General features: G+C 40.7%; 4 protein-coding genes. All 4 read right to left on the reverse strand.

Annotated elements, in window-relative coordinates:
- Positions 1 to 380: 380 nt before the first annotated feature.
- From F3H12_RS12560 to F3H12_RS12575, 4 genes are read right to left on the reverse strand one after another with little or no spacing between them, the layout of a single operon-like run.
- Positions 381 to 1,619, reverse strand: a complete 1,239-nt coding sequence (locus tag F3H12_RS12560; protein ID WP_149679667.1) for a Wadjet anti-phage system protein JetD domain-containing protein — start codon at positions 1,617 to 1,619, stop codon at positions 381 to 383.
- On the reverse strand, positions 1,609 to 5,007 hold the full coding sequence (locus tag F3H12_RS12565; RefSeq protein WP_149679668.1) for an ATP-binding protein: 3,399 nt from the start codon (positions 5,005 to 5,007) through the stop codon (positions 1,609 to 1,611). The genes F3H12_RS12560 and F3H12_RS12565 overlap by 11 nt, the downstream gene beginning before the upstream one ends.
- Positions 5,004 to 5,672 carry a DUF4194 domain-containing protein gene (locus tag F3H12_RS12570; protein WP_149679669.1) on the reverse strand — a complete coding sequence of 223 codons (669 nt, stop codon included), beginning with the start codon at positions 5,670 to 5,672 and terminating at the stop codon, positions 5,004 to 5,006. The genes F3H12_RS12565 and F3H12_RS12570 overlap by 4 nt, the downstream gene beginning before the upstream one ends.
- Positions 5,662 to 7,083: a Wadjet anti-phage system protein JetA family protein gene (locus tag F3H12_RS12575; RefSeq protein ID WP_149679670.1), complete on the reverse strand. Its 1,422-nt coding sequence runs from the start codon at positions 7,081 to 7,083 to the stop codon at positions 5,662 to 5,664. Before F3H12_RS12575 ends, F3H12_RS12570 begins: the two co-directional genes overlap by 11 nt.
- Positions 7,084 to 7,280 lie beyond the last annotated feature (197 nt).

Below are 7,280 nucleotides of genomic sequence, written 5' to 3' on the forward strand. Positions count from 1 at the left end.
CTCTACTTTATTTGTTTTGTTTTGTTTCCCTAATAAAGTAGAAATCATATCGTGGTTACTTTTGTCAATTAGCCTCCACGAAATTTACACCACTATTTAAGACTATAACAATTTATTATATTGAGGATTTTATTAAAGATACCAGTTTGATTCCCAAATCTTCTTCAAAAGCCATGTGGCTTGCTACTGGAGAGCAGAAAATAACTCAGAACGGGAATATATTGACGTTCAGAACCACGGTCTGCAGATTTGCATATATTTTGATGTAATATTTTACCTATGTTAGAATTTAATTTAAAAAATTGAACAAGGTAAGCTTTTGAGTCCTAAAATTTTTTTAATCACTGTGCAGGAAGGTGTGAAAGCATCATATACACGTGTCAAATAAGAAAAGCTTCCTGTTCAAGCTTCATGTTTTTTTCAAGCATTAGCCTTATAACTTCTTTGAATTCGCTGTAATTTTCATTTTCCAGTAACATTTTTAGTTTTTCAGCATACTTTGAATCAAATTTTTTTCCGTATTTGATCCTCCTCTCAAATGCTTCCCTGTCCATTAAATAAGGTTTTAAAGACGGGATAATGCTTGATTTAAGTCTTCGGAAAATCATAAAACCGCCCAGATCAATATCGCCCCAATGGAAGAATTCAATTCCGTATGGATGAGCCGCCTCGTAAAGTTTCTTAAAAAATACTCCTTTTACCGGGCTGTAAAAACCACTATGAAATACAATCATCAATGTCTCGTCACTATTTTCATTAAGCATATGTATATAATTTGCCTTGTTTTCGATAAAAAGGATTTTACGGACACTACCCATTCCGGTAATGGTTAAATTCCTTACTGTATCGGCGTTTAGTGAAACACCGTATATAAACGGTGAAAAATCTATTTCTTTTCCACCTAGTTTACATACAATTCCGCCCTTGAAATCAACCTGTTCTGGCGACTGGAGTATCCCGACCTGGGCCAGTATATCATCATCCGATATTTCTTCAGGAAGGTCATGGTTCAGGTAATATCTTCTTATTATTCCTGCAAGCCTTTTTTTGACTTTCTTTTCAAAATACTTTGAATCATTGAAACACCGGAGACTGAACACCCTTTCAAGGCATTGACCGCCATCAAGCGTTCTGAGATAATCCAGTGCTTTTAAAACAGCCATTGCTTGTTCTTCATCGACGGGAAGTAAACCTGCTGTTGATGACTTTTCCTTTATAGCCTTTTCTGCATCTGCCAAAAATGACAGTATCCAACTATCCTCAGTTTTTCCTTTAAGATCCGTAATCCTCTCAAGCAATGAATCAAGAACAGCCCGTTTGGCCTTTCTGCCTATTTCGGCATAGCAGTCTTCAACCCTTGAGACATTCAGCCATACCTTTTCAATAATATTTCCTTCTTCATATCTTGCCCATTCAAAACCGACCAGGCCATTATCAGCCAGGTCTTTAATTACACTGTTAAATGTCTCCCTCACTAAAGGCTTTTCTATGTCATACTCGGGCATATCACCTCTCGTCATTTTAAGCATTATCCTTCTCCTGGAATTCTCATTATTGAAGGACTTACTCTTTTCATAACGATCAAGAAGCCTGTCCAACACAAGTTTTTTATACTCCATCCAAGCTTTCCTCCATAATCTTCTTGGGTTCGAATGCCTTAATTATCGATATATTCTTTTCCCTGATAACGCAAAGAGTCCTGTCAACCAAAGGAGCAATGTCGCCTATCTTTTCAGGAGGAGCCGAGAGGATGCACTGAAAGCCGAAATTTCTCAAGAGCCGGACGCTTTCCCGTATTCTCTCGCTGTCCATCTTGCTGAAGGCTTCATCGAACACGATAAGCCTCACGCGGTTGTAAGCCGGATCATTAATTTTATACATTTGGGCAAAAGATGCAAGCACAGAAATATAGAAAGGCGTCTGTGTTTCTCCGCCTGATTTCTTCCTGAGCGTTCTGGAAAGCCTCTGGGTGTTTTCATCTTCATCAGTGACAATCAGGTCAAAACTGAGGTATGTTCTGTAGTCGGTAAACCTCTTTATGTTTTTCTCAAGTTCTGCCCGTGCATCCGCGCTGAGTTCTGAATCAACATCGGTTATCTGCCTGAAAAGTTCGTCTATGGCATCGCGATGCTTGTCCCTGAAAGCCTGAGAGGCTATATTATAGCCTTCCATCAACATCTCGTCGGTAATCATGTCATAGTACTTTTTATACTCAGGCTTGGGCGAACAAGTAAACCTGTAACGTTCGTTACCCCATCTGCTTTCCTTAAGGGCATTGTTAAGTTCATTGATTTGAGATTTTAAGGTATCTATATTGGCTTTAAGCTTCGCAAGAAAATCATCTTCAAACTGTTGGAATGCTTTTTCTTTGGCATCCCTGATCTGGTTCCTGTACTCAGGAAGCCTGATGTTTTTCAGTTCATCCAGTTCCCTGTCATAGGATGAATTATCTTCCTGCTTGATATCATATGACATCTTATATTCCCTGTTATAGTCAGACCTGGCCTTTTCCAAGTCATCCCTCTTCTTGGCGGTCTGGTTCCTGGTTCTTTCAACCTGTGAACTGAAATTCCGGATTATCTCATTTGCTGATTTCCTGTTCTCCAGTTCCCGCAAAAACCTGGGCTCTCCTTTTTCGTTAACCCAGGCTGTATCGTATCCGGACAGAATGGCTCTTGCTTCTACTTCTTGTTCCCCGGTATAAGGCAGTTTTTCCCGGATGATTGTATTTCTTGCATTTTCTGCAGCGGCAATGGAGCTTATGCAATGCTTTTCTTCTTCTTCAAACCTGGTTATCCTGTCTTCGCATTCCCTGATTTTTTGATCAAGGGTGAAAAGCCAGGTAAGGTCAAGTTTTCCCAATTCATCAATGATTTCATTCAGCTTGTTTTTCAGAGCTGGCAGTTTCCTGGTTTCTTGGATTACCTTAAGGTACTGCTCATACTCGTTGGGGTTAATAACAGTTATGCCCGATGCTTTTGACAGAATGTCAACCAGGTTTTTGCAATACTGAAGTTCCTTCTTTTGTTTTTCTATAGCCCTTTTTACGGTGTCTTTCTGTTCTTCCAGCGCTCTTCTTCCTATAAACGGATACTTCCACCTATCGGGGTTGAGTTGCCTTGCAACATAGCCCTGGTACAGCATGCAGGAGTCGGTTATGGCCCTCTCATGGTTTCGCAATTCCTCAACTTTGTCGCATTTGATTACTCTTCCCATAACATAATCAATAAACATCCTGGCATAGACGTTCTCCGTAATGACTTCCTCTGCAAGGCTTCCTTTCTGTGCCTGGGGTCTGATTCTCTCGAGCTTGCCTGTATCAATAAGACCCCAGTCATAAAAACCCTTGCTGAATTTCAGCCTGTCATATACCTTTAAGGCATCAATAAAGTATTGAGGTTCCACAAGCAAATAATATTTCTGGGTGTGCAGATATGCCTCCACCGCATTTCGCCAGCGCATATCCCGTATGTCGAGAAGATCGGCCAGGATATGCACCGGGATATCTTTTCGGTACTTCCCGGCAAGTTCTTTCCTGATCTCATCCCGCAGTTCGATAAGTTTAGGGTCATATGATTTTATCCCTTTTTCCAGATCGGCAAGGGTTCCTTCCAGCCTTTTCAGTTCCAGCCCAATTTCGGTTTTTTTCCTGTTTGCGGAATACATCAGCATTACGGATGAGTTTTTGAACCCGGTCAAATCTTCGATTATACCGTTGAATTTTTCTGCTGTCAGCGTGTCAAGTCTTTCTCGGTCAATGTCCAGCAGGCTTAAGGCATGAGCCTGTGCCAACGCTGCGTATTTTTTCACATCCTGTATTTCATTGATAAACGAATCCTTTATTTCGCTTTCGTGAAGGCTTTGAAGCTCTGAACAGCCTTTTGCGGACTCCTTCCATTCAAGGGCATATTTACGAAGCTTCTGAACGATCGCGTCAGCCTCGTCGTTCAGCTTTTTTATCATTTGAGAAAGTTCTTCTTTCTGTGACTCCAGCCGCTCCATTTTCGTATAAATGTCGGACCTTTGTTTTGCAGCGATGAGTTCGTCTCTTTTTTTCCTTTCATTCACAAGCTTCACGACGATATCCGCCTGCTTTTGGGAATAGTCAGCTATTTCCTTTTCCAGCCTGTCCAGCTCTTCATTAAGAGCTTTTTTCTCCTCGAGTATAATCTGTAGCCTTGCCCTGTCTATCAGGTAGCTCTGTATTTGCAGCCTTTGTTTTTCTTCCAAGTAAGATCTGTACATATCGGCAATATTCTGAAGCGCTGATACCCGTTTTTCAAGGAGATCGGCCTCAAGCTCCATGCGTTTGTACTGTCTTATATTTTCCTGCATCAGTGATATATCCACCGGATTTTTCACATCGCATACATAATCGGTTATAAATGTCTCAATGTCAGTGATGGGAGTGAATGAAACGGCTTTTTTGAAGAGGTCGAAGTACTTGTTTTTCAGACCGCCGAGCTTTCCTTTCAGGATTTCCTGGTACCCTCTGTCTGAATCGGGAAACTCATATTTTCCCTTTTTGTAATGCTTATTTACGTACGTTCTTAATCCCATGTATGTCATAGGAACATTATTGACGATAAAATGATTTTCAGGCAGTTCGGAATCCAGCACGAAAAACCGGTGTTCATCGGAGCCGTCCTCATAGCATTCAAATACAATGCCCAGCGTAAAGCTGGATTTTCTTACATCGTCATAAAATTCGCATGCGATATAGCTGGTAAAACGTCCCTCTCTCAGGTATCTGAAACCGGCGTCTCCGTCGTCTCCAAGCTCGCCTCGTAAATATCCTTTCAGGCTCCTGGCGGATTTTTCATTGGCGGCCTTATTGAAAAAACTCCTTCCGTTTGCATCTCCAAGCATAACGACCTGTATTGCATCAATCATCGTTGTTTTGCCTGCCGCATTCTTCCCGGTAAGGAAGTTGATTTTATCGAATTCCACGAGTTCATAATTGAACAGATGCCAATGTATTAACAGAAGCTTTTTGAGCAGCTTCATGTCTCTTCGCCTTCCCCTCTAATAATTTCGGATGAAGTTTCATTTTCCTGGCTGTCCTCATCCTGTGTATATTCGCCGCTTTCAACGAGCTCATAAATCCTGCTTATTCTCTCATTGGATACCACAAAAAGCACAGAAGGCAGGATCAGGATTTTGGTATCTGCATTTTCCCATGAACCCGATATTTTCTGGAGCAGGTTGTGGTTTGACAAAAGCCTTAAAGAATCTGAAATGTCGCGATCCGAAGGCTTCTTTTTTATAAGGTTCAGATTGATCATTTTGTGAATTATTTGTCCTGTGGTGGTTATAACCTCATTTCTTAAAGAAATATGCTCCCGTTCTTCCTCGTATATCAGTCTGACTGTATACAGGATGAAAGTGGTGAACTTGTCCAGCTTAAGCCTGTTGTATTCATATACGTTTTCGATTGAGATTACACCATACTGGTTGTCCTTGCGCAAATCCCAGCCGGAAAAGGAAAAATACTCGGAGAACAGTTCAAAATTTCTCTCGATGAACCTGTACTCAGGGCTTATTTTCATCATTTCTTCCCTGCTGTCATAATAGTCCCTTATTATGAACGTCTTCGTAAGCAGCATGTTCGCAAGACGTTTGAATTCTTCCTTTTCGGAGTTTGTCAGTTTATCATAGGCTTCAGTCCACATTAGCTTTTTCTCTCCTTATAAACCTCATATGAGGTATGGTATATCCGTCGCAACGGTCATACCCGTCTCCAAATTCCACCCGGTAGAAAACACCTTTTTCGTCTTTTTTCAAAGTCGCCAAGACAAGCATAACAAATTCATCATCGTTGGTAATTCTGATTTCAGAACTGTTCAGAACATCTTTGCCCTTCATAAGCTCATTCATAAATGCCATTATTTTCTGATGACTATACTGTTTTCTTGCTTTTTTAATAAAATCCTCAAAGGCTTTGTTAACGATATTCCCGTCTGTCATCTCAAGGGAAAGAGGTCTTCCTTCTTTTCGTCCCATCCTGTTTGGTTTTACATACAGTGATTTTTCATCTATATATCCCTGCTTAAACAGGCTTACATTGTCAGCCAGTATTTCCGCCCACCTTTCCTGATTTGAAGCAGCTGCAGAGAGTATACCCACAAGCTTGCCTTTTATACTCCTGTCGGTAGTGAGAAAATACCGCATTTTCTCCATCGATGCCCGGGTGTAAGCTGTCCTCTTCCTGTCGATTTCAGCAAGCATTTCGTCCAGGCTTTCATAAATATCGCTTATTTGATTTATTCTTCGTATGATATCATCCATTGCATCATCCACGGTATTATACTTGCCGCGCTGGACGGCCTGCTCAGCCATTTTTTGCCTTATTCCGAAATCCGAAAGCCAGTCGGACAGGATTTTCATTAACGGAACCTTGTACCGGGGAACGGAGTCCATGGTTTTCAGTGGATGATATATGCGATCCATGATAAGTTCCTTGTACTCATCGAAATGGCCTTTAAGGATATCATTTACGGTTAAGTAATCATTGAGGGCCTGATGATATCTTCTTATATTATTATGCAGCGTTTTCAGTTCATCCACAAGCTTCAGGGTATTTTCATGGGCTGTCAGCAGAGCGTTGTACATGAAATCGTCCCTTTCCGCGTCGGCTGTGCGCAGTGCGGAATAGGTGGAATAAACGTATGAATTGTATTCGTGTACTGCATTGTCAGTAAATGAATATAACAGGTCCAGGAGTTTTATTGTATAATCGGGTAAAGTAATAATCTCCTCAAATGAATCCATCTGGTACTCAACTTCAATCCATTTTGTAGCCATGAGTCTCCTGAGAATAAGATGTGCAGTGGCAGAGGCTCCTTGCCCACCTTTTACTTCTTCTTCCGCTTCTTCAAATTCCATTTTTTCCGCTTCCAAATCAAGACTTAATAATGCTTCATCAAGGTTTGCAATGAGCATTGCCACAAGATCACTCTTGCTTATGGTCATATGCTGCTTGAATGCCTTGCGCAGAACAAACAAGGCTTCAGCATACAATGCCTTGTTCTTTGAAACAAGTACGGAAAAAAGATTGGGAGGTAATATGTCAAATAGCTTCACTTGTCAATTCCTTCTAGCATATATAACTAAAGATTATTAATACAATATTACCTTAATGATATTTAAGCATATAAAAGTTTATTATTCAACACTTGCAATAATGAGTTAAGTCCATATAATTGTGTAAAAAGGGAGTTTTAAAAAAGGGTTGAGCCACCCTCACCCCTCTGGTTAGAATTAAATTGACAAACCCAAAA

This window comes from Thermoclostridium caenicola (genome assembly GCF_900142095.1).
Taxonomy (GTDB): Bacteria; Bacillota; Clostridia; order DSM-8532; family DSM-8532; genus Thermoclostridium_A; species Thermoclostridium_A caenicola.